The sequence below is a fragment of the Streptomyces marokkonensis genome (assembly GCF_008312835.1).
GTDB lineage: Bacteria > Actinomycetota > Actinomycetes > Streptomycetales > Streptomycetaceae > Streptomyces > Streptomyces marokkonensis_A.
Genome location: NZ_VSKS01000016.1, coordinates 57453 through 80218, shown reverse-complemented (window position 1 = coordinate 80218; position 22766 = coordinate 57453). Strand labels below are relative to the sequence as shown.

The window sequence follows — 22766 nt, the reverse complement described above, 5'->3', positions numbered from 1 at the left end:
CCGCCGTCAGTTACCGTTCACCCAATGCGCACCCTCCTGATCACGGGCCCCGGCGGCGGCGGCCGCACCACCACGGCCGCCGCCACCGCGCTCGCCGCCGCCCGTGAGGGTGCCCGCACCCTGCTCCTCGGCACCGACCGCACGGACACCCTCGGCCCCGTGCTGGGCGGCGGGACCCCACCCGGACTCACCGTGCGCCGCGTCGACCCCGACGCCGGCTTCCGCGCCGATCTGGCCGCCCTCCAGAACCGGGCCGCCTCCGCGCTGGACCTCCTCGGCGCCGCCCGGCTCGAGCCCGAGGAGACGGGCACGCTCCCCGGCGCCGAGGAACTCGCCGTCCTGCGCGCCCTGCGGGACGCCGCGCTGTCGGACGCGTACGACGTCCTCGTCGTCGACCTCCCGCCCGCCCCGCGCGCCCTCGCCCTCCTCGCCCTCCCCGAGGAACTCCGCCGCTACCTGAGCCGCCTCCTCCCGCCCGAGCGCCAGGCGGCCCGCGCCCTGCGCCCCGTGCTCGGCCGCCTCGCCGGCGTGCCCCTGCCCGCCGAGTGGCTGTACGGGGCGGCCGCCCGCCTGGACCTCCAACTCGCCGCCGTCGAGGCCGTGCTCGCCGACCGCGACACCGTCGTACGCCTGGTCGCCGAACCGGGACCCGCCGGCGCCGACGCCGTGCGCACCGCGACCCTCGGCATCGCCCTGCGCGGACTGCGCACCGACGCGCTGATCGCGACGCGCGTCCTGCCGGAGAGCGACGGGGACAGCTGGCTGGCCGGCCCCGTCGCCCAGCAGCGCAAGACCCTGGAGGAGTGGCGCGAGTCCCACGCCGTCCACCCGGTCGCCCACCTGGGGCGCGACCCGCGCGGCACCGACGACCTCGCCGCGCTCGCGGTACCCGGCGCCGCCGCGGGCCGCGGACCGGTCGACTGGCCGGTCACCGACCGGCTCGCCGAGGACGGCGTCCTCGTCTGGCACCTCCCCCTCCCGGGCGCCCGCCGCGACGAACTCGACCTCGTCCGCCGCGGCGACGCCGTCGTCGTCACCGCGGGACCGTTCCGCCGCACGGTCCCCCTGCCCTCCGCCCTGCGCCGCTGCACCGTCGACGGCGCCGCGCTGCGCGAGGGCGAGCTGCGCATCCGGTTCCGGCCGGATCCGGCACTGTGGCCGCGCACGCGCTGAAGCCACCACGGCCGTTCGGGTAACGTCGAAGGGGCCACCCGCAGTCGAAGGAGTCCGTCATGAGCGAACAGCTCCCCCCGCCCGACGACGCCGGGGACGAGAACGCCGACGAGCCGGTGGACGACGTACGGACGGCCGGCACCGACGCCCACGCCGACGCCTGGGCGACGGCCGCCGCCGAGGACCTGGAGGCGGAGAAGGCCCGCCGCCGCGCCCAGTACGGCCCGCCGCCCGGCTCGGCCGCCGAGGAACTGAGGAAGCTCGTCGACGCGGTCGCCGACAAGCTCTCCGGTCTGCAGTCCCCGCTCCTCGGCGCGGTCGCCGGACCCGCCGCGCAGCAGGTGGTGCGGCAGGTCGTCCAGCAGGCCAGGGCCGCCGTCGAACCCGTCATCGAACGAAACCCCGACGTCTTCGACCACCTCGCCGCCGCCGGCAGCGAACTCCTCGCCGCCTACCGCTCCGCCGTGCAGGACCAGGAGCGCCGCTGGACCGCCCGCGACACCGACGCGCGCGACCTCGACGAACGCCCGGGCCGCGGCGACGACCCGGGCACCGGGTCCGGCGAGCACATCGACCTGGACTGACACCCCGGTCCCCGCCGGGCACCCATGATCCCCACCGGCCCGCTCACCGTACGGACGCCGGGGCCCCGACCGCGGTGCCTCGGGTACCGTTGGCGTAGCGGGGCTCGACCGAAACTGAGGGATTCATGGGACTCACCATCGGCGTCGATATCGGCGGCACCAAGATCGCGGCCGGAGTGGTCGACGAGGACGGCAACATCCTCTCGACCCACAAGGTGCCGACCCCGGGCACGCCCGAGGGGATCGTGGACGCCATCGCCTCCGCGGTGGAAGGAGCACGCGCCGGACTCGACATCGTCGGCGTGGGCATCGGTGCGGCCGGATACGTCAACCGCCAGCGCTCCGAGGTCTACTTCGCCCCCAACATCCACTGGCGCAACGAGCCGCTCAAGGAGAAGGTCGAGGCCCGCGTGGGTCTCCCCGTCGTCGTGGAGAACGACGCCAACGCCGCGGCCTGGGGCGAGTACAAGTTCGGCGCCGGCAAGGGCCACCGCAACGTCATCTGCATCACGCTCGGCACCGGCCTCGGCGGCGGCGTGATCATCGGCAACAAGCTGCGTCGCGGTCACTTCGGCGTGGCCGCCGAGTTCGGCCACATCCGCATGGTGCCGGACGGCCTGCTGTGCGGCTGCGGCTCGCAGGGCTGCTGGGAGCAGTACGCCTCCGGCCGCGCCCTCGTCCGCTACGCCAAGCAGCGCGCCAACGCCACCCCCGAGAACGCTGAGACGCTGCTCTCCCTGGGTGACGGCACCCCGGACGGCATCGAGGGCAAGCACGTCTCCATGGCGGCCCGCCAGGGCGACCTGGTGGCCGTCGACTCCTACCGCGAACTGGCCCGCTGGGTCGGCGCCGGTCTCGCGGACCTGGCCTCGCTCTTCGACCCCTCCGCCTTCATCGTCGGCGGCGGCCTCTCGGACGAGGGCGAACTGGTCCTCGGCCCGATCCGCAAGTCCTACCGGCGCTGGCTGGTCGGCGGCAACTGGCGCCCGGTCGCCGAGGTCCTCGGCGCCCAGCTCGGCAACAAGGCGGGCCTGGTCGGCGCGGCGGACCTGGCCCGCGAACCCGACCCGATCATGTGACCTCCGCTCCAGACGCGCACGGCCGCGCCCGCCTGCTCCCCCCGGGGACGGCGGGCGCGGCCGTTTCTCCGCCCGCCCGCACTCGTACACGTCCGCGTGTACGGGCCGCGGCCGGGTGCCCGGCGTAACCCCGGTCGCCGGTCGGCGCGTTGTACGACTGCACGGTGTGCCGGTGAAGCGACAAGGGGGTTCGTCGTCATGGCGAACGGCAGCACGGTTGAGTCGTCCGACAGTCTCAAGGCGTTCGGGGCGGCCTTGAAGACGTTCCGCGAACGCGCCCTGCTGACCCAGGAGCAGCTCGCCGAGCGGCTCAACTACTCGCACGCCTCCGTCGCCTCGGTCGAGCAGGGCCGGCGGATGCCCACCGCTGCGTTCGTCGAGCGGGCGGAGGAGACGCTGGAGGCGTTCGGGGTGCTGCGGGCCATGGTCCGTCACGTCGGGCGGCAGCGAGGGCTGGCGGTCTGGTTCCGGGAGTGGGCCCAGCTGGAGGAGGTGGCGGTCGCCCTGTGCACGTACGAGTGCCGGGTCGTCCCGGGGCTGCTCCAGACGGAGGCGTACACGCGGGCCGTGATGCTCAACGTCCCGCCTCCGCCCAGTGAGGAGCAACTGGAGCAGCGGATCGCCGCGCGTCTTGCGCGGCAGGAACTGCTCGGGCGCAGGCCGCCGATCGCGTTCAGCTTCATCGTCGAGGAGTCGGTACTGCTGCGGCACACGGGCGGAGAGGAAGTCACCCGGGAGCTGATCGACCATCTCCTCGCGTCCACCGAGCTGTGGAACGTCGAACTGCAGATCATGCCGCTGCGGCAGCCGTACCACGCCGGTACGGACGGGCCCATGCAACTTCTCGAGACACCCGAACGGCAGTGGCTCGGATACGCGGAGGGGCAGAAGACGGGGCAACTGATTTCTGACCGAGAAGCCGTGAGCGTCATGCAGATGCGCTATGCCAAGATGCGCTCACACGCCCTGTCCCCAGCGGACTCGGTGGAGTTGTTGCAGCGGATGAGGGGAGCGCTATGAACATCGTCGGCGGGTTGGACTGGTTCAAGAGCAGCTACAGCGGGTCCGAAGGGGACAGCTGTGTGGAGGTGGCCTTCTCCTCCACGGGAGTGCACGTACGCGACTCAAAGACGCAGGACGGGCCGCGGTTCGCGGTCTCATCGGCTTCGTGGCGTGACTTCCTCGGATGTGTGGGGCGCTGATGCGGGGCGCATCGAGCACCTACAGCGAGCCGAACTGGTTCAAGAGCAGCTACAGCGGGTCCCAGGGGGACGACTGCGTCGAGGTCGCTCACGGACCCGGCGCCGTGCACGTACGCGACTCCAAGACGCAGGACGGGCCGCGCTTCGCCGTCTCCCCGGAGGCATGGCGTGACTTCCTGGGCCGTATCGAGCCGTGACGCCGGGCGGGTCGGCGTATCTTGATCCACATGGCGACGACTCCGCTGCTGCCCGGATCCCGGACCGAGTCCGACGGCTCGGCCGTCATCCGGGTTCTGAGTTACAACATCCGTTCGATGCGGGACGACACCGACGCGCTCGCCCGGGTGATCACCGCCTGCGCGCCCGATCTGGTGCTGCTCCAGGAGGCCCCGCGGTTCTTCCGGTGGCGAAAGAAGCTCGCCCGGCTCGCCTCCGTGTCGGGGCTGGTGGTCCTCTCCGGAGGTGCCACCGCCGCCGGACCCGCGATCCTGTGTTCCCTGCGGGCCGGCGTCGAGCGCACCGAGGACGTGCTGCTGCCGCTCACCCCGGGGCAGCACCGGCGCGGGTTCGCGACCGCCGTCGTGCGGTTCGGCGGGGCCAGGGTCGGGGTGCTGAGCTGTCATCTGTCCCTGAGGCAGGACGAGCGGTACGAGCAGGGCGGCATGCTGCTGGACCGGCTCGCCGGGATGGGCGTCGAGCACGCCGTCGCGGGTGGGGATCTGAACGAGCGGCCGGACGGGCGCACCTTCCGGCGGCTCTCCGAGTCCCTGACCGACTGCTGGGCCGCCGCGCCCTGGGGCGGCGAGCACACCTGGACCCGCGACGCACCGCACCGGCGGATCGACGCCCTCTTCGCCACCAAGGGCGTCGAGGTGCTCGGCTGCGGGGTGCCGCTGGAGCAGCCCGGCGTGCGCGGGCGTGACCTCGCGGCGGCCACGGACCACCTTCCGGTCCTGGCCGCCCTGAGGGTGCCGGCCGCCTAGGCGGCGGTCAGACCACCGCGCCCCGCCCCGGGTCGTCGTCGTCCTCGTCGTCCGTGCGCATGCGCATCACCAGCGTGGCGAAGCCGCCCAGGAAGCCGCCGATGCACAGGGTGGTCAGCCACCAGGTCCTCTCCCAGCCGAGCAGGATCGCCAGCAGGAGGAGCACCGGGCCGCCCAGCACGCCGAGCCAGGCGAACTTCGAGGTGACGTCCGCGTCCGGCAGCGGCGGCGGCTCCGGCGGCACGAAGTGGCCCTCGTCGGTCTCGTCGAGGTCGTCGTCGGAGGGCTCCTGCACGCTGTAGTCGCGCGGGCCGACCCCGGGGGCGAAGGAGACGGAGCCGCCGAGCGGTTTGGCCGGCTTGTCCTCGGCCTTCCGCGGCGGAGCCTCGGCCTCGGCATCGTCCTCCGCGTTGGTCTCGGTCTCCAGCAGCGCCAGGTCCTCGATCGACTTGAACGGCTTGGCGCCCGGCGGGTCCGGCGGCTCCTCCCCGTACCCGGCGACGATCGCCTCCCACGCGGCGGCCTCGTCGACGGGAACGCCCTTCTCCTCCGGCTCGCGGCCCTCACGGTCCGAGTCGTGCTCAGCCACCTGTGGTCGTCCCTTCCTTGCCGAGACCGGGCTCCTTGACGGCGCCGGGTGCCAGCCGGCCGATGAACGCGGTGCTCTCCCGGAAGATCCGCTCCGCGTCATGGTCCAACGTCGCCACGTGGTAGCTCTGTTCCAGCAGGATCTCCGTGACGTCCGTCGACGACACCCGGCCGAGGATCCGCGCCGAGTCCGCGGGCGGCACCACGTGGTCCTGCGGACTGCGCATCAGCAGCAGCGGCTGGGTGACCTGGGGGAGTTCCCCGTCGACGAGCCGGAAGAAGTTCCGCAGGGAGTGCGCCGCGTGCAGCGGCACCCGGTCGTACCCCAGCTCCATGCTCAGCGGCTTGGCGATGTCGCTCGCGATGCCCTTGGTCGCCGGGACGAGATGGCGGAGCACCGGAAGGGCGTGCGCGGCCACCCCGTGCACCTTGTTCGCCGGGTTGACGACCATCACGCCGCTCACCGCGTCACCGTGCCGCGCGGCCAGACGCAGCGCCAGCGCGCCGCCCATCGACAGCCCGGCCACGAAGACCCGGGCGCTGCGGTCCCGCAGCAGCCGGAGCTCGCGGTCCACCTCCGCGTACCAGTCCTGCCAGCCGGTGACCCCGAGGTCCTCCCAGCGGGTGCCGTGCCCGGGGAGCAGCGGCAGCGAGACGGTCAGACCGCGCTCGGCGAGATGCTCCGCCCAGGGGCGCAGCGACTGCGGCGAACCGGTGAAGCCGTGGCAGAGGAGAACGGCGGTCTCCCCGCCCTCGTGGCGGAACGGCTCGGCTCCGGTCAGGAGCGGCACCTTCGGCCTCCTGTTCCTGGGACTCGTGGGACTCAAGGGACTTGTGGGAAGGGTCCGGCACGTCATGACGGCCGGGGAAGGGCGGCACACGGATTGCAGGACCTTCACCGTACGCGACCGCACTGACACCGACCAGGGCCGTCGGGTCCTTTGACGGTGCTCCGGGATATGGTCTGACCAACACGCACAGGAGGCACTCGGTTGTTGTACGGCACGATGAAGGTCGCCATCGGAGGGCCGCTGAAGCTCGCCTTCAGGCCCTGGGTGGAGGGCCTGGAGAACGTCCCCGCCGAGGGCCCGGCCATCCTGGCCAGCAACCACCTGTCGTTCTCCGACTCGTTCTTCCTGCCGGCCGTGCTGGACCGCAAGGTCACCTTCATCGCCAAGGCCGAGTACTTCACCACGCCGGGTGTGAAGGGCCGCCTGACGGCCGCCTTCTTCAAGGGCGTGGGCCAGCTCCCGGTGGACCGCTCCGGTGCGCGCGGCGCGGGGGAGGCCGCCATCAGGAGCGGCATAGAGGTGCTGGAGCGCGGTGAGCTGTTCGGCATCTACCCGGAGGGCACCCGCTCGCCGGACGGCCGGCTCTACCGCGGGAAGCCGGGCGGTCTCGCGCGCGTGGCGCTGGCCACCGGGGCGCCCGTGATCCCGGTCGCCATGATCGACACGGAGAAGATCCAGCCTCCCGGGCAGGTCAGGCCGAAGCTGATGCGGCCCGGCATCCGGATCGGCAGGCCGCTGGACTTCACCCGCTACCAGGGCATGGAACACGACCGCTTCGTCCTCCGCGCGGTGACCGACGAGGTCATGTACGAGATCATGAAGCTCTCCGGTCAGGAATACGTCGACATCTACGCCACCGCCATGAAGCGGCAGCTCACGGAGGCGGCGAAGGCCGAGAAGGAAGCGGAGAAGGCGGCGAAGGCCGCCCTCGCCCGCGCGGAGAAGGAACAGGCCGAGAAGCTGAGGGCCGCGATGGAGCAGCCCGGCCGGGAGCGGACCGAGCGACGGTCCGGCCCCTAGGCGGGGGTCCGGGGCGGAGAAACAAGGGGCGTGGGGGACGTGGCCAAGCGCGAGAGAGTCATGCGCATGTCGGTCGAGCAGCCGCTGTGGCGTGCGCTCGCCGGCTACCGGGTCCTCACCATGATGTACGCGGTCGGCCTGTTCGCCGCCGCCCACGAGGAGTTCGCCCGCCCCTGGCTCGCCGTCGCCTACTTCGCCGTCCTGGTGGTGTGGACCCTGGCCACCCTGCCCAAGGTCGCGAGCGCCGTCGCCTGTACCAAGCGCTTCCTCACCGCCGACCTGACCATCGCCCTCACCGGCATCATGCTCACCCCCGTCGCCGATGCCGCCGAGCGCGTCCACGCGGGCGGCCCGACCCTGCCCTCCATATGGACCGCGGGATCGGTGCTCGCCTTCGCCATCAAGGGCGGCTGGCGCTGGGCGGCCCTCGCCTCCACCCTCGTCGCCGTCACCAACCTGGTCGAGCGCGGCGGCCCCGCGCGCGACACCGTGCACAACGTGATCCTCGTCTGGGTCGCCTCCATCGCCATCGGCTACGTCGTCGAGGTCGCCCGCGCCTCCGAGCGCACCCTCGCCCGCGCCCTGGAGATCGAGGCCGCGACCCGGGAGCGGGAGCGCCTCGCGCGGGACATCCACGACAGCGTGCTCCAGGTGCTGGCCATGGTGCAGCGGCGCGGCGCGGTGATCGGCGGCGAGGCCGCGGAACTCGGCCGGCTGGCCGGCGAGCAGGAGGTTGCGCTGCGCACCCTGGTCTCCGGCGGTCTGGTACCGGTCTCCCGCGCCAGTGAGGACGCCGCCCGGGGCGCCGTCGTACGGGCCGTGGACCAGGACGAGGACGACACCGACGACGGGCCCGCCGACCTGCGCGCACTGCTCGCCCCCCACGCCGGAGCACTGGTCTCTCTCGCCGAGCCCGGAGCGCCGGTGCTGCTCGCACCGGCCGCCGCGCGGGAGGTGGCCGCCGCCGTCGGGGCCGCCCTGGACAACGTCCGCAGGCACGCCGGTGCGCGGGCACGCGCGTGGATCCTGGTCGAGGACGAACCGGACGAGGTCGTCGTCACCGTCCGCGACGACGGACCCGGCATCCCCGAGGGCCGGCTCGCCCAGGCCGAGGGCGAGGGACGGCTCGGTGTGGCCCAGTCCATCCGGGGCCGGCTGCGCGACCTCGGCGGCAGCGCGGAACTGGTCTCGGTACCGGGCCAGGGCACGGAGGTCGAGCTGAGGGTGCCCAAGGACAAGCAGCAGGCGAACGACCCGCGGGGGAAGGCGGAGCAGCGATGACGGACACCACCAGGACGCACCCGGAACCGATCACGGTCATGGTGGTCGACGACCACCCCATGTGGCGCGACGCCGTCGCCCGGGACCTGTCCGAGTCCGGCTTCGAGGTCGTCGCCACCGCCGGCGACGGCGACCAGGCGGTGCGCCGCGCCAAGGCCGCCGCACCCGACGTCCTCGTCCTCGACCTGAACCTGCCCGGCAAGCCCGGCGTCCAGGTCTGCAAGGAGGTCGTCGCCGCCGACCCCGCCGTCCGGGTGCTCGTCCTGTCGGCCAGCGGCGAGCACGCCGACGTCCTGGAGGCGGTGAAGTCCGGCGCCACCGGCTACCTGCTGAAGTCCGCCTCCACCGCGGACCTTCAGGACGCCGTGCGCCGCACCGCCGCCGGCGACCCGGTGTTCACCCCCGGCCTGGCCGGACTGGTCCTCGGCGAGTACCGCCGCCTCGCCTCCGAACCGGCCGGTGCCGCCCCCGCCGACGGCGAGCCCAAGGCACCCCGGCTGACCGAACGCGAGACCGAGGTGCTGCGCCTGGTCGCCAAGGGCCTCAGCTACAAGCAGATCGCCGAGCGGCTCGTCATCTCCCACCGCACCGTGCAGAACCACGTGCAGAACACCCTCGGCAAGCTCCAGCTGCACAACCGCGTGGAACTCGTCCGCTACGCCATAGAACGCGGCCTCGACGACGAGTAGCCCGCCTTCGTGCCTGGCCCGGACGGACCAGGGGCACCCGTATATTCGCCGGTACGGCGATGAACCCGCTTCAACACCCGGAGGAAAACCCGTGGAGATCCTGGCGTTCGGTGTGCAGGCGGACGAGAAGCCCCTGGTCGAGCGGGCCTTCGAGGGCCACCACCCGGTGCGCGGGCTGGACGTCTTCCTCAACGCGGACACCGCGCCCATCGCGGCCGGCCACGAGATCATCTCCACCAGCGTCAACTGCGACCTCGGCGCCGAGGTGCTGTCGGACCTCGCGGCCGGCGGCACCCGGATGGTGGCCCAGCGCTCCACCGGCTTCAACAACATCGACCTGGAGGTCGCCGAACGGCTCGGCCTGACGGTCGCCCGGGTGTCGTACTACTCGCCGTACTCGGTCGCCGAGTTCGCATGGACCCTCGCCATGGCCGTCAACCGCCGGATCGTCCGCGCCTCCACCCGCACCCGCGACTTCGACTTCCGGCTCGACGGACTGATGGGCCGCGACCTGCACGGCCGCACCGCCGGCGTCCTCGGCACCGGGAAGATCGGCGAGGCGTTCGCCCGGATCGCCCACGGTTTCGGCATGCGGCTGCTCGGCTGGGACGTCGCCGAGAACCCCGCCTGCAGGGAACTCGGCATGACCTACGTCCCCAAGGACGAGCTCCTCGCCGAGTCCGACCTCGTCTCCCTGCACGTGCCGCTGATGCCGGCCACCCAGCACCTCATTGACGCCGCCGCCCTGAAGACCATGCGGGACGACGCCATCCTGGTGAACTCCAGCCGGGGCGGCCTCATCGACACCGCGGCCCTCGTCACCGAGCTGCGCGCGGGCCGCTTCACGGGCGTCGGCCTGGACGTGTACGAGGCGGAGGCGGGCCTGTTCTTCCTCGACAAGTCCCTGGAGGCCGTCGACGACGACACCCTGGCCCGCCTCGTCACCTTCCCCAACGTGCTGGTCACCTCCCACCAGGCGTACTACACCGAGGACGCCGTCGGGCAGATCGTCGAGACCACGGTGAACAACGTCCTCGACTACACCGCGGGGCGCCGCTCCGAGAACGTGCTGGTGCCCCGCAGCTGACCCATCAGCTCCCGCACGAGGGCCGCGCCGTCCAGGGTCAGCACCGACTCGGGGTGGAACTGGACCCCCGCGAAACCGGGTCCCCGGAGCGCGTGCACCTCACCGCTCGCCGTGCGGCTCACCTCGATGCCGTGCGCGGCCATCTCCCGCGCCGCGCCGTCGTCGCAGTGCGCCACGAAGCTGTTGTAGAAGCCGACGGTCTCCGGCCGCCCGAACAGGTCGATCTCCGTCTGCGCCCCCTGGTACGGCACCTCCTTGCGCACGATCTCCAGGCCCAGCTCCGCCGCGATCAGCTCGTGGCCGAGGCACACCCCGAGGAGGCCGTGCCGGTTCTCCCGGACGGCCTCCGCGGTCAGCCCGCGCAGGAGCCGCATCTTCGGGTCGGCCGTGTCGGACGGGTCGCCCGGTCCGGGACCCAGCACCAGCGGGCCCTCGTGCCCGCGCACCGTCTCCCGCAGGCCGGGCTCGTCGTAGCGGCGCACGGTCACCTCGAGACCGGTGGCGCGCAGCACGTGGGCGAGCATCGCGGTGAAGGTGTCCTCCCCGTCGACGACCAGCGCGTGGCCGGTCAGCGCCTCCGACCGCTCCTGCATCCGCAGCCAGAAGGGCGCCAGCGAGGCCCGGCGCCCGTCCAGCGCCGCCCGCACCCGGGGGTCGTCGGCCAGCCCCGGCCGTCCGGACTCCGCGCGCGGCCGCCCGGGCCGCACGCCCAGCGCGGCCAGCACCCCGGCCGCCTTGGCGTGGGTCTCCGCGACCTCGCCCGCCGGGTCCGAGCCGCGCACCAGCGTGGCCCCGACGGGCACCCGCAGCCGCCCGGAGGCGTCGATGTCGGCGGTACGGATGAGGATGGGGGAGTCCAGTGTCTGGGCCCCGCCCTCGTCGCGGCCGACGAGGGCCAGCGCGCCCGCGTAGTAACCGCGCCCGCCCACCTCGTGCCGCTCGATCACCCGGCAGGCGTTCTGCACCGGAGACCCGGTGACGGTCGCCGCGAACATGGTCTCCCTCAGCACCTCGCGCACGTCCAGCGAGGACCGGCCGCGCAGCTCGTACTCGGTGTGCGCGAGGTGCGCCATCTCCTTCAGCCGGGGCCCGACGACGACCCCGCCCATGTCGCCGACGGTGCACATCATCTTGAGCTCCTCGTCGACGACCATCGACAGCTCCTCGATCTCCTTGCCGTCGGCGAGGAACTCCAGCAGGTGCTCGGGGGTCGGCCCCTCGGCCGGGTAGCGGTAGGTCCCGCTGATCGGGTTCATCACGACCGTCCCGCCCGACGCCCGGACGTGCACCTCGGGACTGGCCCCGACCAGGGTCCTGTCCCCGGTGTGGACGACGAACGTCCAGTACGCGCCCCGCTCGCCCTCGAGCAGCCGACGGAACAGCGCCAGCGCGTCGGCCCGCCCGAACCCGGGGATCTCACCCTCGTACGTCCGCCGGATCACGAAGTTGGCGCCCTCGCCCCGCCCGATCTCCTCGTCGAGGACGCGCCCGACGATCCGCGCGTACTCCTCGTCGCCGACGTCGAAGCCGCCGCCCTCGACCCGGACGTCATGGGCGGGCAGCCGGTCGAGGGCCTGGGCCAGCGGGATCTCGTACCGCTCCTCGGGTGTCAGCACCAGCAGCGGGGTGCCGTCGTCACGGACGTCGAAGCCGCGCTCGCGGATCTGCCGGAAGGGGACGAGCGCCAGCCCCTCCTCGGGCAGGTCGGCCAGTCGCTCGCGGGTGCCGACCGGACCGATCAGCAACTCCACGACCTCGTGGTCGTGGCCCGGCGTGCGGCGGCGCAGCAGGGCGAAGGGACGGTCGTCGTCGGGGAGCTGTGCCAGGTCCATGGTGGGTTCCTCGTCTCGTCGCTGTCATGAGCGGTGAGGAACGACCCCGGAAACCACCGAAGGCCGCCCCTCGGGCGGCCTTCGCGAAGTCTGTGCGTACGCGCAGTCAGTGGGCCGCCGGGAGAGCGGTCCACCACCAGGTGCGGGTCGAATGCGCGAACATGGCCACGACCTTAGCGCATGCCGGGGCGGTGCGGCCCTTGTCTCACTTGTTGAGAGACAGGATGGACGACCGATCCGACCCCGTAATGTGGGTTCCGTGACCGTGAACGCTAAGACCAGCGCGAGCGCTGGCAACACCTGGCGAAACCTGCCCGCGGCGCAGCAGCCCGAGTACCCCGACGCCGAGGCTCTGCGCGCAGCGATCGCGGACCTCGAGTCGTATCCGCCGCTCGTCTTCGCGGGCGAGTGCGACCAGCTGCGCGCCCGGATGGCGGCCGTCGCCAAGGGAGAGGCGTTCCTCCTCCAGGGCGGCGACTGCGCCGAGGCCTTCGACGCGGTGTCCGCCGACCACATCCGCAACAAGCTCAAGACGCTGCTCCAGATGGGCGCCGTCCTCACCTACGCCGCGTCCGTGCCCGTCGTGAAGGTCGGCCGGATCGCCGGCCAGTACTCCAAGCCGCGCTCCAAGCCGACCGAGACCCGCGACGGGGTGACGCTGCCGACCTACCGGGGCGACTCCGTCAACGGGTTCGCCTTCACCGAAGAGGCCCGGATCCCGGACCCCGAGCGGCTCAAGCGCATGTACCACGCGTCGGCGTCCACGCTGAACCTGGTGCGCGCCTTCACCACCGGCGGTTACGCCGACCTGCGCCAGGTGCACGCCTGGAACCAGGACTTCGTGAAGTCGTCCCCCTCGGGGCAGCGCTACGAGCAACTGGCCCGCGAGATCGACCAGGCGCTCAACTTCATGCACGCGTGCGGCACCGACCCGGAGGAGTTCAAGACCGTCGAGTTCTTCTCCTCGCACGAGGCGCTGCTGCTCGACTACGAGTCCGCGCTCACCCGCGTCGACTCGCGCACCGGACAGCTGTACGACGTCTCCGGGCACATGGTGTGGATCGGTGAGCGCACCCGGCAGCTGGACCACGCGCACATCGAGTTCGCCTCGCGGATCCGCAACCCGATCGGCATCAAGCTCGGCCCGAGCACGACGGCCGAGGAGGCGCTGCAGTACATCGAGCGCCTCGACCCCGAGCGTGAGCCCGGCCGGCTGACCTTCATCGTCCGGATGGGCGCGGACAAGATCCGCGACAGGCTTCCCGAGCTGGTCGAGAAGGTCACCGCGTCCGGCGCCACCGTGGCCTGGGTGACCGACCCGATGCACGGCAACACCTTCGAGGCGGCCTCCGGCCACAAGACCCGCCGCTTCGACGACGTGCTCGACGAGGTCAAGGGCTTCTTCGAGGTCCACAAGGAGCTCGGCACCCACCCGGGCGGCATCCACGTGGAGCTCACCGGCGACGACGTCACCGAGTGCGTGGGCGGCGGCGACGAGATCTTCGTCGACGACCTGCACCAGCGCTACGAGACGGCCTGCGACCCGCGGCTCAACCGCAGCCAGTCGCTGGACCTGGCGTTCCTCGTCGCGGAGATGTACCGGGACCAGTAGCGGACCGGCCGCCGGCACGGCGGAAGGGGTGGGGCGCGGATCACACAGGACCGCGCCCCACCCCACTTTTGTGCCCTCCGGGCGACAGGTAAGGTTAGGTTAGCCTCACCGATCAGGGGTCGGGACGGCTCGACCCAGCACTTCGTTCGGGAGGTGACCCGCGTGTTCGTCTGCAGCTGCTTCGGCGTGACCGAGGAACAGGTGAAGGGACACGCGGAGGCCGGAGCGTGCACGCCCCGGCAGATCGCCTCCGTCTGCAAGGCCGGCACCGACTGCGGCGGCTGCGTACGGCGCATCCAGGCCCTGCTCGGCCGCGGTTCCTGCCCGCGCCGTGAGCTGATCGGCCAGGGCGAGCCGCCGCTCACGACGAAGCTCCCGGAAGCCGCCTAGGCCTGTGCTACTGCGTCGAGAAACCGCCCGTGCCCGGGCCTGAGGCGTCGGGCTGGGACTGCTCGATGACCGTCGACAGGTAGAGCGCCTCGCCCAGCTTCTCGATCAGATCCAGCTGGGTGTCCAGATAGTCGATGTGGTGCTCCTCGTCGGCCAGGATCGCCTCGAAGATGTTCGCCGACGTGATGTCGCCCTTGGTGCGCATGACCTCCACCCCGCGGCGCAGCCGGTCGATCGCCTCCAGCTCGATCTCCCGGTCGGCCTGGAACATCTCGGTGACGGTCTGCCCGACCCGGACGTGGAACAGCCGCTGGTAGTTCGGCAGGCCGTCGAGCAGCAGGATGCGGTCGGTGAGCACCTCCGCGTGCCGCATCTCGTCGAAGGACTCGGCACGCGTGTACGTGGCGAGCTTCGTCCAGCCCTTGTGGTCCTGCAGCTTCGAGTGCAGGAAGTACTGGTTGATCGCCGTGAGCTCGGCGGTCAGCTGCTCGTTCAGGAATTCGATGACCTCGGGGTCGCCCTGCATCGCATGGGCTCCTTCCGCGCGGGAACTGGCAGGTTGGGGCGCATGATTGCACCGGCGGGGGAGATCGTCCAGTAAGTGTTGACTTAGTAAGTACGTACATGCTTAGTGCGGTCTGCACCTGATTGCCCGAACCTGCCGGGCCCGGTTCGGGGGCATCGCCGCCGGTCTGTCAGGATGGAGACATGGGTCAGCCGGTGGAACGCGAATCGGGGGAGCGCGCATCAGAGGGAACGGCGCGTCCCGAGCTCCCGCCGGGGCAGCGACTGCAGAAGGGCTGGCCGGTCACGCACTACGGGCCGGTCCCCAAGTTCCGGCCCGAGCGCTGGGAGTTCCGGGTCTTCGGCGCCACCGCCGACGGTGAGAAGCACTGCTGGAACCACGAGGAGTTCACCGCCCTGCCGTACGCCACGGTCGTCGCCGACCTGCACTGCGTCACCAAGTTCAGCATGGTCGGCGCCGAGTGGGGCGGCATCCCGGCGCGCACCGTCGTGGACCTCGCCCCGCCCGCCCCCGACGTCACCCACGTGATGGTGTGGGCGGAGTACGGGTTCAGCTCCAACCTGCGGCTCGCGGACTTCACGTCCGGGCGCTCCCTCTTCGCCACCCACAAGGACGGCGAGCTGCTGACCGCCGAGCACGGCTTCCCGCTGCGGCTGATCGTCCCCCATCTGTACGCCTGGAAGGGCCCCAAATGGGTGCGCGGCGTGGAGTACATGACCGCCGACCGCCGCGGCTTCTGGGAGGAGCGCGGCTACCACAACGTCGGCGACCCCTGGAAGGAGCAGCGCTACTCCTACCAGGAGGAACCCGGGGACGGCCCCGAGATCTGACCGCCGTGCGCCTCAGGAGTCCCGGAGCTTCTTCAGCCGCTCCACGTCCGCCGCGTGTCCCTCCTTGCCGCCCGGCGTCTCGATGACCAGCGGCACGCCCTCGGTCGCCGGGTGCGCCATCAGGGCCCGGAAGGGATCCTCGCCGATGTGTCCGGCACCGATGTTGGCATGGCGGTCCTTGTGGGCTCCGACCACGTCCATGGAGTCATTGGCGTGGATCAGCTTCAGCCGCCCCTCGCCGACCGTGTCCACCAGCAGGTCGAGCGTCCGGCGCATGCCGCAGGGGCCGGTCAGATCGTGGCCGGCCGCGAAGACATGACAGGTGTCCAGGCAGACACCCAGCTTCGGATGGGCGTCCAGCGCCTCGAAGTACGGCCCGAAGTCCCAGGTCCGTGAGCACAGCGAGGAGCCCTGGCCGGCGGTCGACTCCAGCAGCAGAAACGGGTCGTCCTCGTGGGTGAGCTCGTCGAGCAGCGGCAGCATGTACTCCCGTACCTGCGCCAGCGCCACCGGCTGCTCCCGCCCGCCGGTCGCGCTGCCCGTGTGCACCACCACGCCCAGCGCGCCGATCTCCCGCCCGCGCCGCAGGGAGTGCCGCAGCGACTCGACGGACCGTTCCACGGTCGCCGGGGTGTGGGAGCCGAAGTTGATCAGGTACGGGGCGTGCACGTACGCCGGGATCGACTCCGCCGCGCAGGCCGCGCGGAACGCCTCGTCCTGCTTCGGATTGCCGGCCGGGGTGGCCCAGCCGCGCGGATTGGCGACGAAGACCTGCACGGTCTCGGCGCGCAGCTCGCGGGCGTAGGACAGGCCGACGGAATGCAGGCCGCCGGCGACGGGCACATGGCCGCCGATCGGGTTGCGGACGGGGCCGGACGGGTGACTCTTCACGCGTCAAGGGTGTCATGGGCGCGGAGGTCCCGGACGGCCCCTCCGGCTCAGCGGATCTCGATGGTGATCGTCGACCCCTTCGGCGCGCTGTCGCCGCCGTCCACGGACTGGCCCTTCACGGTGTCGCCGAACAGGCCGAGCAGACCGCGGTCCTCGTCCACACCGAACCCGGCGCCCTCCAGCTTCTCCCTGGCCTCGCCCACGCTGTCGCCGACCACGTCGGGCACCTCGACCATCTCCGGGCCCTTGGACAGCGTCAGCGTCACGGTGTCGCCCTCGGCGGCCCTGCCGCCCGCGCCCGGGTCCTGCCGGGCCACCCGGCCCGCGTCGTGCCCGGAGTTGACCCGCCCGGTGGCGACCTTCACCTCGAGCCCGGCCTCCTCCAGCTCGGCGCGCGCGTCCTGCAGGTCGTCACCGGTCACGTCGGGCACGTCCACCGGGGCGCCCTTGCTCACGGTCAGCGCCACCGCGGAGCCCGCGCGGACCTCGGTGCCCTTGCCCGGCTCCGTGCCGATCACGGAGCCCGCGGGCACCGTCTCACTGAACTCCCGGGTCGACATGCCCGGCTTCAGGCCCTCGTCCTCCAGCAGCGACCGCGCCTTGTCCAGCGGGTAGCCGTCGAGGTCGGGCACCCGCACGGTCTGCGGGCCCTTGGAGACGGTCAGCGACACCGAGTCGTTGCTGCGGATGCGGGCGCCGGCCTCGGGGTCGGTGGCGACCACCTTGCCCCGCTCCACCGTGTCGCTGTACGCCTCCTCCACCTGGCCGACGTCCAGCCCGGCGTCCGCCAGCCGGTCCCGGGCCTCCTTCTCCGTCTTCGCCAGCAGCGGCGGGACCTTGGTGAACTGGCCGGAGTTGATGTACCACACGCCCGCGCCCAGCCCGAGGACCAGCAGCACGGCCACGACGATCGCCATCGGCCCGCGCCGCAGCGCCGTCCGGCCCCGGGGCGGCAGCGGCGGCGGGGACTGGAACCGGCTGGTGAGGTGCGGGGAGCCCGCGCCCCCGTCCTCCTCGTCGACGGGCAGCGGGCGGGGCATCGTGAGCGCGCGCGGGATGACGCTCGTACGGTCGCCGGCGTTGTCGTGCTCCGACGCCAGCGCCCGCGGCGGCACCGCGTCGAGCTGTTCGTCACCGAGCCGGCCGCGCGCGTCGCGGGCCTGCGCGAGCAGCGCCACCGCGTCGTGCGGACGCATCTGTGGACTGCGCGCGGTCGCCGACGCGACCAGCTCGTCCAGCTCGTACGCCATGCCGGGCACGGCGGCCGACGGCGGCGGCACGTCGTCGTGGAGGTGCTTGTAGAGCACGATCGCGGGGGAGTCGCCGTCGTGCGGCTTCTCACCGGTCAGCATCTCGTACAGCAGGATGCCGCAGGCGTAGACGTCCACGCGCGGGTCGGCGGTGCCGTTCTCGATCTGTTCCGGGGCCAGGTAGGAGACCGTGCCCAGCACGGTGCCGGTGGTGTTCGTCACCGAGTCCACCGCGCGGACCAGCCCGAAGTCGGCGACCTTGACCCGGCCGTCGTCCCCGATGAGCACGTTCTCGGGCTTCATGTCCCGGTGCACGAACCCGGCCCGGTGCGCGGCACCGAGCGCGGCCAGCACCGGCTCCAGGATGTCCAGCGCGGCCCGCGGCTGGAGCGCCCCGCGCTCGCGCAGCACGTCGCGCAGCGTGCAGCCGGCGATGTACTCCATCGCCAGGTAGACGTACGCCCCGTCGGTGCCCTGGTCGAAGACCTGCACCACGTTCGGGTGGGCCAGGCGCGCCACCGACTTCGCCTCGCGGATGAACCGCTCGACGAACGACGCGTCGGCGGCGAGGGAGGGGTGCATCACCTTGAGCGCGAGGACGCGGTCGAGGCGGGTGTCCACGGCCCGGTAGACCGTGGCCATCCCGCCGACCGCGATCCGCGCGTCGACGCGGTACCGGCCGTCGAGCACCTGCCCGACCAGAGGGTCCTGAAGGGTCGTGTCCACGCAGCGAGTCTACGAGCCCGCACGGACACCCCCGACCCGTTCAACCGCCGTTGGAGCGGACCTGTGACCTGTGTTACCCGGTTGCGGTGCGCTGTGCCGCGCCGGGGGCCGTCCCGCTCACCGTGCTTGCCGGGTGCCTCCCCCGGAGGGGGTACCCCCATCGCCCCAGCGGCACGACTGCCCGAAGCCGCGCGCGGTGCCTAGAACGCCGGCCGCTCCGGGTCCAGTACCGCCATGCCCTCCGCGGGAGACGACGCCGTGGCGAACCACCGCCGCGGAATCCGCCCCGCCAGCCGGGCGAGGCGCCCCGCCTCCACCGCCGCCCGCATGGCACCGGCCATCAGCACGGGCTCCTGCGCCCGGGTCACCGCGGACGCCAGCATCACCCCCGCGCACCCCAGCTCCATCGCCAGCGCCACGTCGGAGGCGGTCCCCGCCCCCGCGTCCAGGATCACCGGCACCCCCGCCCGCTCCACGATCAACTCGAAGTTGTGCGGATTGCGGATCCCCAGCCCCGACCCGATCGGCGACCCCAGCGGCATGACTGCCGCACACCCGGCGTCCTCCAGCTTCCGCGCCAGCACCGGATCGTCGTTCGTGTACGGCAGCACCGTGAACCCGTCGTCGACCAGCGTCTCCGCCGCGTCCAGCAGCTCCACCGGGTCCGGCAGCAGGGTCCGCTCGTCGGCGATGACCTCCAGCTTGATCAGATCCGTGCCGAGCGCCTCCCGCGCGAGCCGCGCCGTGAGCACCGCCTCCCCCGCGGTGAAGCACCCCGCGGTGTTCGGCAGCACCCGGATGCCCAGCTTCTCCAGCACCGACAGCACGGACCCGTGCACCGAGGGGTCCACCCGCCGCATCGCGACGGTCGTCAGCTCCGTACCGGACTCCACCAGCGCCCGCTCCAGCACATCGAGGCTCGGCGCCCCTCCGGTACCCATGATCAGGCGGGACGTGAAGGACGTACCGCCGAGGACCAGCGGATCGTCGGCCATGGTCAGCCTCCTTGGACGGCGGTGAGGACCTCCACCCGGTCCCCCTCCGCGAGGGGGGTGGTGGGCCACTGCGCGCGCGGGACGACGGTTTCGTTGAGCGCGGCGGCCACTCCCGAGGGCGCCGCGGTGAGCGTGGTGACGACGATGTCGAGGGCCGTGCCGGGCTCGACCTCCCGGCGCTCCCCGTTGACCGAGATGGTGACCGGGGCGCTCATACGGGCTGCTCCGTGAGGACGGCGGCGCCGAACCGCCGGGGGGTGAAGGGACGGGCCACCTCCGGCAGTTCACCGGTGGTCAGGACGTCCGCCATGGCGTCGCCGGTGACCGGCGTCAGCAGGACGCCGTTGCGGTAGTGGCCGGTGGCCAGCAGCAGCCCTTCGAGGGCCGTCGGGCCGAGCAGCGGCGCGTTGTCCGGGGAGCCGGGGCGCAGCCCGGCGCGGGTCTCGGTCAGCGGCAGCTCGGTGATCCCGGGGACCAGCTCGTGGGCGTCGCGCAGCAGCTCGTACACGCCGCCCGCGGTCACGGTGGTGTCCCAGCCCATCTCCTCGCTCGTCGCGCCGATCACCAGCTCGCCGTTCTCGCGCGGCACCAGATAGACATGGCTCCCGCGCACCACGGCCCGCACGGTCCGGCTCAGGAAGGGACCGGGGCGTTCGGGCATCGTCAGCCGCACCACCTGTCCCTTGACCGGACGCACGGGCGGCAGGACGTCCCGCGGGACGCCCGCCAGCCGCCCGCTGAGGCTGCCCGCGGCGAGCACCACCTGCCCGGCGCCCAGCTCGCCGCCGTCGGCGGTGAGGACCCCCGTCGCGCGGTCCCCCGCGACGACGAGCCGCTCGGCCCACGCGCGGTGGACGGTCACTCCGGCCCGCTCACAGGCGGTGACCAGGGCGGCCGCGAGCCGCCGGGGATCGATCTGGTGGTCGCCGTCCACCCGCAGCCCGCCGCGCACCCCCGGCGCGAGCATCGGCTCCAGGCGCCGGCACTCCCGACCGGACAGCCACTGCGACTCCAGCCCCGACCGCTGCTGCAGGGCGTGCAGTTCGCGCAGGTGGGCGCGGTCGTCGGCGTCCAGTGCCACGGCGAGCGTGCCGCACCCGCGGTAGCCGAGGCCCTGGCCGGTGAACTCGGTCAGCTCGGCCGCGAAGTCGGGATAGCGCCGCGCGGAGGCGACGTTCAGGCCGAGCAGCGTCTCCTCGCCGTAGTGCAGTTCCGTGACGGCCGCCAGCATCCCGGCGGCCACCTGGGCGGCCCCGCCGCCCGGCTCGGGGTCCACGACGGCCGTGGCGAGACCGCGCTGCGCGGCCCGCCAGGCCGTGACCAGTCCGATGATTCCACCCCCGACGACGAGGACGTCTGAGGTACGCGTGGGCGACATGGGCGTCCAGCCCCTCCCTTCGCCGGCATGACCCGGATCAGGTTCGTACGGTCGGAGGCCGCCAGCCTCCCTCTCAGCCCGGTGCGTCCGGGCTCCCGCGAGTGCTTTACGTTGGCCACCCTAGCCCGCAGCACGACGCACTTGTAAGGGAGCCCGCGGATGGCCCGCTCGCTGGACGGAACTGTCCTCGCCCCCGTGGCCGACCAGGCTCCCGGCCAGGTCGGCACCCGTACGCGGTTCGTCTACCACGAGCAGGACGGCGAGATCTGGGCCGAGTACGCGGGCGGCGACGTCGTGCGCGGGCATCTCGTGGGCACCCGCGCGGGGGACCGGCTGGACTTCCGGTACGTACAGCTCAAGCGGGACGGCACGACGTCCTCGGGACACTGCGTGTCGACGGTCGTGGAGCTGCCCGACGGGCGGGTGCGGCTGGAGGAGAGCTGGGAATGGGAGTCGCAGCCGGGCAGGGGCACGAGCGTGGTGGAGCAGCTTCCGCACGACGCGGACTGACGGATCGTCCCGCGACCGGGTGATTATGGTGATCGGGTGAGCGAGCAGACGCAGGAACCGGGACGGGCCGAGCCGCGGCGGGTCGTGGTGGCGGGTGCGGGCATGGCCGGCGTGCAGACCGCGGCCGCCCTGCGGGAGCAGGGGTTCACCGGCACCGTGACCCTGATCGGCGCGGAACCCCACCAGCCGTACGACCGGCCGCCGCTGTCCAAGGCGGTGCTGCTCGGCACGGCCGAGAACTCCGCCTTCGACGTGGACTTCGAGGCGCTCGGCGTCGACCTGCGGCTCGGCTGCGAGGTGCTCGGCCTGCGCCCCGGCGACCACGAGCTGGACACGGAGGCCGGGCCCGTCCCGTACGACGTCCTGGTGATCGCCACCGGCGCCGAACCGGTCCGGCTGCCGGGCACGGAGGGCGTCCCCGGTGTGCATCTGCTGCGCACCCTGGACGACGCCGAACGGCTGCGCCCGGTGCTCGCGCGGCAGCACGACGTCGTGGTGGTCGGCGCCGGCTGGATCGGCGCGGAGTTCGCCACGGCGGCCCGCGAGGCGGGCTGCGCGGTCACCGTCGTGGAGGCCGGGGAGCGGCCGCTGGCCGAGGCGCTGCCCGCCGAGGTGACCGCCCCGATGACCGCCTGGTACGCCGAGGCGGGCGTCACCCTGCGCACGCACGCGCGCGTGGAGCGGGCCGAGCCCGGCGCGGTCGTCCTGGACGACGGCACGCGGCTGCCCGCGGGCGCCGTGGTCGTCGGTGTCGGGGCCCGGCCGGCCACGGCCTGGCTGGCGGGCTCCGGGGTCGAACTCGGCGCGCGGGGCGAGGTCGTGGCCGACCGCCGTCTGATGACCTCGGTGCCGGACGTGTACGCGGTCGGCGACTGCGCGTCCTTCCCGTCCGCGCGCTACGGCGAACGCCTCCTGGTCCACCACTGGGACAACGCCCTGCAGGGTCCGCGCACGGTCGCCTCGAACGTCCTCGGCGCGCCCGCGGGCCGGGCCCCGGCGGTGTACGACCCGGTGCCGTACTTCTGGTCCGAGCAGTTCGGCCGCTTCGTCCAGTACGCCGGACACCACGCGGGCGCCGACCGGAGCGTGTGGCGCGGTGACCCGGCCGAGCCGGCGTGGAGCGTCTGCTGGCTGCGGGAGTCCCGCCTCGTCGCGCTGCTCGCGGTGGGGCGGCCCAGGGACCTGACGCAGGGGCGCCGGCTGATCGAGGCGGGCACGCCGATGGACCCGGAGCTGCTGGCGGACCCGGGGCGGCCCCTGAAGTCGGCGACGGCGTGAGGACCGGTCCGGTGCCCTCCCGGCCGACGTACCGGGCCGACGCGTCCGCCCGTGTGGACGGGGCCGACTTC

26 protein-coding genes and 1 riboswitch are annotated in these 22766 nt (G+C 72.8%); of the genes, 16 read left to right on the top strand and 10 right to left on the bottom strand.

Features of this window, described 5'->3' with window-relative positions; all coding sequences use genetic code 11:
* Nucleotides 1-24: 24 nt before the first annotated feature.
* From F1615_RS24990 to F1615_RS24960, 7 genes are all read left to right on the top strand, one after another.
* Entirely contained in the window at nucleotides 25-1173 is a 1149-nt protein-coding gene (locus F1615_RS24990) for an ArsA family ATPase (protein WP_149551327.1), read from the top strand.
* Between the two features lie 59 nt (nucleotides 1174-1232).
* Complete coding sequence (locus F1615_RS24985; protein ID WP_149551326.1) at nucleotides 1233-1757, top strand: DUF5304 domain-containing protein; 525 nt, start codon at nucleotides 1233-1235, stop codon at nucleotides 1755-1757.
* Nucleotides 1758-1882: 125 nt separating this feature from the next.
* On the top strand, nucleotides 1883-2836 hold the full coding sequence (locus F1615_RS24980) for an ROK family glucokinase (RefSeq protein ID WP_149551325.1): 954 nt from the start codon (nucleotides 1883-1885) through the stop codon (nucleotides 2834-2836).
* Nucleotides 2837-3034: 198 nt separating this feature from the next.
* Nucleotides 3035-3856, top strand: a complete 822-nt coding sequence (locus tag F1615_RS24975; RefSeq protein WP_149551324.1) for a helix-turn-helix domain-containing protein — start codon at nucleotides 3035-3037, stop codon at nucleotides 3854-3856.
* Nucleotides 3853-4038: a DUF397 domain-containing protein gene (locus F1615_RS24970; RefSeq protein ID WP_149551323.1), complete on the top strand. Its 186-nt coding sequence runs from the start codon at nucleotides 3853-3855 to the stop codon at nucleotides 4036-4038. Before F1615_RS24975 ends, F1615_RS24970 begins: the two co-directional genes overlap by 4 nt.
* On the top strand, nucleotides 4038-4235 hold the full coding sequence (locus F1615_RS24965; protein ID WP_149551322.1) for a DUF397 domain-containing protein: 198 nt from the start codon (nucleotides 4038-4040) through the stop codon (nucleotides 4233-4235). The genes F1615_RS24970 and F1615_RS24965 overlap by 1 nt, the downstream gene beginning before the upstream one ends.
* A gap of 30 nt (nucleotides 4236-4265) precedes the next feature.
* Complete coding sequence (locus F1615_RS24960; protein WP_149551321.1) at nucleotides 4266-5021, top strand: endonuclease/exonuclease/phosphatase family protein; 756 nt, start codon at nucleotides 4266-4268, stop codon at nucleotides 5019-5021.
* 7 nt (nucleotides 5022-5028) lie between these two features.
* Here F1615_RS24960 and F1615_RS24955 read toward each other — a convergent pair whose 3' ends face one another.
* Both F1615_RS24955 and F1615_RS24950 read right to left on the bottom strand, forming a co-directional pair.
* Nucleotides 5029-5610: a hypothetical protein gene (locus F1615_RS24955; RefSeq protein WP_149551320.1), complete on the bottom strand. Its 582-nt coding sequence runs from the start codon at nucleotides 5608-5610 to the stop codon at nucleotides 5029-5031.
* Complete coding sequence (locus F1615_RS24950) at nucleotides 5603-6400, bottom strand: alpha/beta hydrolase (RefSeq protein WP_149551319.1); 798 nt, start codon at nucleotides 6398-6400, stop codon at nucleotides 5603-5605. The genes F1615_RS24955 and F1615_RS24950 overlap by 8 nt, the downstream gene beginning before the upstream one ends.
* Nucleotides 6401-6616: 216 nt before the next feature.
* On the opposite strand from F1615_RS24950, the gene F1615_RS24945 reads away from it, so the two are divergent.
* The 4 genes from F1615_RS24945 to F1615_RS24930 all read left to right on the top strand — a co-directional run bounded on the left by F1615_RS24945 (nucleotide 6617) and on the right by F1615_RS24930 (nucleotide 10477).
* Complete coding sequence (locus tag F1615_RS24945; RefSeq protein WP_149551425.1) at nucleotides 6617-7420, top strand: lysophospholipid acyltransferase family protein; 804 nt, start codon at nucleotides 6617-6619, stop codon at nucleotides 7418-7420.
* Between the two features lie 39 nt (nucleotides 7421-7459).
* Complete coding sequence (macS, locus tag F1615_RS24940) at nucleotides 7460-8701, top strand: MacS family sensor histidine kinase (protein WP_149551318.1); 1242 nt, start codon at nucleotides 7460-7462, stop codon at nucleotides 8699-8701.
* On the top strand, nucleotides 8698-9390 hold the full coding sequence (locus tag F1615_RS24935; protein WP_149551317.1) for a response regulator: 693 nt from the start codon (nucleotides 8698-8700) through the stop codon (nucleotides 9388-9390). The genes macS and F1615_RS24935 overlap by 4 nt, the downstream gene beginning before the upstream one ends.
* Before the next feature lie 91 nt (nucleotides 9391-9481).
* Nucleotides 9482-10477 carry a 2-hydroxyacid dehydrogenase gene (locus F1615_RS24930; protein ID WP_149551316.1) on the top strand — a complete coding sequence of 332 codons (996 nt, stop codon included), beginning with the start codon at nucleotides 9482-9484 and terminating at the stop codon, nucleotides 10475-10477.
* On the opposite strand, the gene F1615_RS24925 is transcribed toward F1615_RS24930, so the two are convergent.
* Together F1615_RS24925 and F1615_RS37130 are read right to left on the bottom strand one after the other, a co-directional pair.
* Entirely contained in the window at nucleotides 10429-12309 is a 1881-nt protein-coding gene (locus F1615_RS24925) for an anthranilate synthase family protein (protein ID WP_149551315.1), read from the bottom strand. The two genes, F1615_RS24930 and F1615_RS24925, sit on opposite strands and share 49 nt — an antisense overlap.
* 106 nt (nucleotides 12310-12415) lie before the next feature.
* Nucleotides 12416-12472: a trp operon leader peptide gene (locus tag F1615_RS37130; protein ID WP_125510426.1), complete on the bottom strand. Its 57-nt coding sequence runs from the start codon at nucleotides 12470-12472 to the stop codon at nucleotides 12416-12418.
* A 96-nt stretch (nucleotides 12473-12568) separates the two neighbouring features.
* Here F1615_RS37130 and F1615_RS24915 point away from each other — a divergent pair, with 96 nt between their 5' ends.
* A complete protein-coding gene (locus F1615_RS24915) occupies nucleotides 12569-13921 on the top strand; it encodes a class II 3-deoxy-7-phosphoheptulonate synthase (RefSeq protein ID WP_149551314.1) in 1353 nt (450 codons plus the stop codon).
* 153 nt (nucleotides 13922-14074) lie between these two features.
* A complete protein-coding gene (locus F1615_RS24910) occupies nucleotides 14075-14311 on the top strand; it encodes a (2Fe-2S)-binding protein (RefSeq protein WP_208818400.1) in 237 nt (78 codons plus the stop codon).
* A gap of 7 nt (nucleotides 14312-14318) precedes the next feature.
* On the opposite strand, the gene bfr is transcribed toward F1615_RS24910, so the two are convergent.
* Nucleotides 14319-14837 (bottom strand): bacterioferritin, encoded by a 519-nt coding sequence (gene bfr / locus F1615_RS24905; protein WP_149551312.1) that lies wholly within the window; start codon nucleotides 14835-14837, stop codon nucleotides 14319-14321.
* 182 nt (nucleotides 14838-15019) lie between these two features.
* Here bfr and F1615_RS24900 point away from each other — a divergent pair, with 182 nt between their 5' ends.
* On the top strand, nucleotides 15020-15667 hold the full coding sequence (locus tag F1615_RS24900; protein WP_149551311.1) for a sulfite oxidase-like oxidoreductase: 648 nt from the start codon (nucleotides 15020-15022) through the stop codon (nucleotides 15665-15667).
* A 12-nt stretch (nucleotides 15668-15679) separates the two neighbouring features.
* On the opposite strand, the gene F1615_RS24895 is transcribed toward F1615_RS24900, so the two are convergent.
* The 5 genes from F1615_RS24895 to thiO form a co-directional block, all read right to left on the bottom strand.
* A complete protein-coding gene (locus F1615_RS24895) occupies nucleotides 15680-16558 on the bottom strand; it encodes a deoxyribonuclease IV (protein ID WP_149551310.1) in 879 nt (292 codons plus the stop codon).
* A gap of 47 nt (nucleotides 16559-16605) precedes the next feature.
* Complete coding sequence (gene pknB, locus F1615_RS24890) at nucleotides 16606-18534, bottom strand: Stk1 family PASTA domain-containing Ser/Thr kinase (RefSeq protein ID WP_149551309.1); 1929 nt, start codon at nucleotides 18532-18534, stop codon at nucleotides 16606-16608.
* A 200-nt stretch (nucleotides 18535-18734) separates the two neighbouring features.
* The gene (locus tag F1615_RS24885) at nucleotides 18735-19529 is read right to left on the bottom strand and encodes a thiazole synthase (protein WP_149551308.1); all 795 of its coding nucleotides are present in this window, start codon (nucleotides 19527-19529) and stop codon (nucleotides 18735-18737) included.
* A 2-nt stretch (nucleotides 19530-19531) separates the two neighbouring features.
* On the bottom strand, nucleotides 19532-19744 hold the full coding sequence (gene thiS, locus F1615_RS24880; protein WP_149551307.1) for a sulfur carrier protein ThiS: 213 nt from the start codon (nucleotides 19742-19744) through the stop codon (nucleotides 19532-19534).
* Entirely contained in the window at nucleotides 19741-20907 is a 1167-nt protein-coding gene (thiO, locus tag F1615_RS24875; RefSeq protein ID WP_149551306.1) for a glycine oxidase ThiO, read from the bottom strand. Before thiO ends, thiS begins: the two co-directional genes overlap by 4 nt.
* Nucleotides 20905-21016: riboswitch (TPP riboswitch) on the bottom strand. (Overlaps the previous gene by 3 nt.)
* Nucleotides 21017-21066: 50 nt before the next feature.
* Between thiO and F1615_RS24870 the strand changes: the two genes are divergently transcribed.
* A complete protein-coding gene (locus tag F1615_RS24870; protein ID WP_149551305.1) occupies nucleotides 21067-21417 on the top strand; it encodes a hypothetical protein in 351 nt (116 codons plus the stop codon).
* Nucleotides 21418-21453: 36 nt separating this feature from the next.
* Nucleotides 21454-22695, top strand: coding sequence for an NAD(P)/FAD-dependent oxidoreductase (locus F1615_RS24865; RefSeq protein WP_149551304.1), 1242 nt, complete (start codon nucleotides 21454-21456; stop codon nucleotides 22693-22695).
* The last annotated feature ends 71 nt before the right edge of the window (nucleotides 22696-22766 follow it).

What these genes read in the sequence shown, in the direction of transcription:
- F1615_RS24945 (WP_149551425.1), top strand. Translation starts at nt 6,617, where the DNA reads ATGAAGGTCGCCATCGGAGGGCCGCTGAAGCTCGCCTTCAGGCCCTGG.
- F1615_RS24990 (WP_149551327.1), top strand. Translation starts at nt 25, where the DNA reads ATGCGCACCCTCCTGATCACGGGCCCCGGCGGCGGCGGCCGCACCACC.
- F1615_RS24870 (WP_149551305.1), top strand. Translation starts at nt 21,067, where the DNA reads ATGGCCCGCTCGCTGGACGGAACTGTCCTCGCCCCCGTGGCCGACCAG.
- F1615_RS24925 (WP_149551315.1), bottom strand. Translation starts at nt 12,309, where the DNA reads ATGGACCTGGCACAGCTCCCCGACGACGACCGTCCCTTCGCCCTGCTG.
- thiO (WP_149551306.1), bottom strand. Translation starts at nt 20,907, where the DNA reads ATGTCGCCCACGCGTACCTCAGACGTCCTCGTCGTCGGGGGTGGAATC.
- bfr (WP_149551312.1), bottom strand. Translation starts at nt 14,837, where the DNA reads ATGCAGGGCGACCCCGAGGTCATCGAATTCCTGAACGAGCAGCTGACC.
- thiS (WP_149551307.1), bottom strand. Translation starts at nt 19,744, where the DNA reads ATGAGCGCCCCGGTCACCATCTCGGTCAACGGGGAGCGCCGGGAGGTC.
- F1615_RS24900 (WP_149551311.1), top strand. Translation starts at nt 15,020, where the DNA reads ATGGGTCAGCCGGTGGAACGCGAATCGGGGGAGCGCGCATCAGAGGGA.
- F1615_RS24970 (WP_149551323.1), top strand. Translation starts at nt 3,853, where the DNA reads ATGAACATCGTCGGCGGGTTGGACTGGTTCAAGAGCAGCTACAGCGGG.
- F1615_RS24980 (WP_149551325.1), top strand. Translation starts at nt 1,883, where the DNA reads ATGGGACTCACCATCGGCGTCGATATCGGCGGCACCAAGATCGCGGCC.
- F1615_RS24960 (WP_149551321.1), top strand. Translation starts at nt 4,266, where the DNA reads ATGGCGACGACTCCGCTGCTGCCCGGATCCCGGACCGAGTCCGACGGC.
- F1615_RS24965 (WP_149551322.1), top strand. Translation starts at nt 4,038, where the DNA reads ATGCGGGGCGCATCGAGCACCTACAGCGAGCCGAACTGGTTCAAGAGC.
- F1615_RS24935 (WP_149551317.1), top strand. Translation starts at nt 8,698, where the DNA reads ATGACGGACACCACCAGGACGCACCCGGAACCGATCACGGTCATGGTG.
- F1615_RS24985 (WP_149551326.1), top strand. Translation starts at nt 1,233, where the DNA reads ATGAGCGAACAGCTCCCCCCGCCCGACGACGCCGGGGACGAGAACGCC.
- F1615_RS24885 (WP_149551308.1), bottom strand. Translation starts at nt 19,529, where the DNA reads ATGGCCGACGATCCGCTGGTCCTCGGCGGTACGTCCTTCACGTCCCGC.
- F1615_RS24975 (WP_149551324.1), top strand. Translation starts at nt 3,035, where the DNA reads ATGGCGAACGGCAGCACGGTTGAGTCGTCCGACAGTCTCAAGGCGTTC.